We start from the raw sequence: 1,482 nt of genomic DNA, 5'->3' as shown, positions 1-1,482 counted from the left end.
GGCCGGTTCTACTGATCCCCGCAACACCCTGGAGTTCAGGGAGTTGCGGGGATCGTGGGTTTTGAGGTGCTGAAGGCGAGGTTCTTCGAGGCACTGGATCGGGAGGGCGGCAGCATCACCGTTGCCGCTCGCGCAGTCGGAGTGAACCGCAATACGGCGTTCGGATGGGCCCGTCAGGCCGGTGTCCGCGGTCGCGGCAAGCCCGGCACGTCCGGGCATCCCGGTCGGGCGGAGTACGAGCGGCTGCGTGCGGCCGGAGTCCGACGCCGCGATGCCGCCGCGCAGGTCGGCGTCCACGAGCGCACCGCCCAGGACTGGGACCAGGGCATCCGGCAGATCGGCCATTCGCGACTGCACGCTGACGGCCGTCTGATCGACTATAAGACCGGCGTGACCACCATCGGCGCCAGCGCAACCCAGCCGTCCCTCGCGGCGGTCGACGCGCGGCTGCACCCCCGGTTCCTGAACGTGACCGAGCGGGAGACGATCGCTGACATGCACCAGGCCGGCCATTCGCTGCGGGCGATCGGACGGGCTCTGGGGCGACCGGCGTCCACGATCAAGCGGGAGATCGACGCCCGGGCGGTCGACGGCGTCTATCGGCCGCACCGGGCCCAGCGGGCCTGGGCCGAGAGCCGGTCACGGCCCAAGGCATCGAAGCTCGCAGCAGACGGTCCGCTGCGTCGATACGTTGAGGACAAGCTGCGCGAACGCTGGTCCCCGGAGCAGATCAGCCACGCTGTGGTCATCGAGTTCCCCGACGACGAGAGCATGCGGGTGAGTCCAGAGACGATCTACCAGGCCATCTACGTCCAGGCCCGAGGCGGCCTGCGCCGCGAGATCGCGGTCGCACTACGCAGCGGGCGCACCCGCCGCAAGCCTCGCCGCAGCCCAGAGCAGCGCAGAGCAGCGCACCCGCCGATTCGTCGACGAGATGGTGATGATCTCCGAGCGTCCTGCCGAGGTGGAGGACCGGGCGGTTCCCGGCCACTGGGAAGGCGATCTGATCGTCGGTCCTCGAAGCGAGAGCGCGATCGTGACCCTGGTCGAGCGCTCCACCCGCTACGTCATGCTCGGGCATCTGTCTGGCGGGCACACCGCAGAGGAGGTCCGCGACGTGCTGGTGCCGCTGATCCAGACCCTGCCCGAGCACCTGCGCGGCTCCCTGACCTGGGACCAGGGTTGCGAGATGGCCGCGCACAAGCAGTTCACCGTGGCCACGGGAGTACCGGTCTACTTCTGCGATCCTCACTCCCCTTGGCAACGCGGGTCGAACGAGAACACCAACGGCCTGCTGCGGCAGTACTTCCCCAAGGGCACCGACCTGTCCGTGCATAGCGCCGAAGACCTGGAACACGTCGCCCAACAACTCAACGGCCGACCACGCAAAACGCTCGGCTGGAGAACCCCAGCCGAGCGCCTGCGTGATCTACTGACAGCCGCGTAAACCATCAGGTGTTGCGAGGACCCCGAGAATCCGCC

1 pseudogene is annotated in these 1,482 nt (G+C 68.5%); it reads left to right on the top strand.

What is annotated here, in order from left to right:
- Positions 1 to 243: 243 nt before the first annotated feature.
- A pseudogene (locus IG99_RS43340) lies at positions 244 to 1,447 on the top strand (IS30 family transposase).
- Positions 1,448 to 1,482 lie beyond the last annotated feature (35 nt).

It is taken from the genome of Streptomyces griseus subsp. griseus (assembly GCF_000720255.1).
GTDB classification, from domain to species: domain Bacteria; phylum Actinomycetota; class Actinomycetes; order Streptomycetales; family Streptomycetaceae; genus Streptomyces; species Streptomyces griseus_I.
Note: the sequence above shows the minus strand (reverse complement) of the source record. Positions and strands in the feature narration are given on the sequence as shown.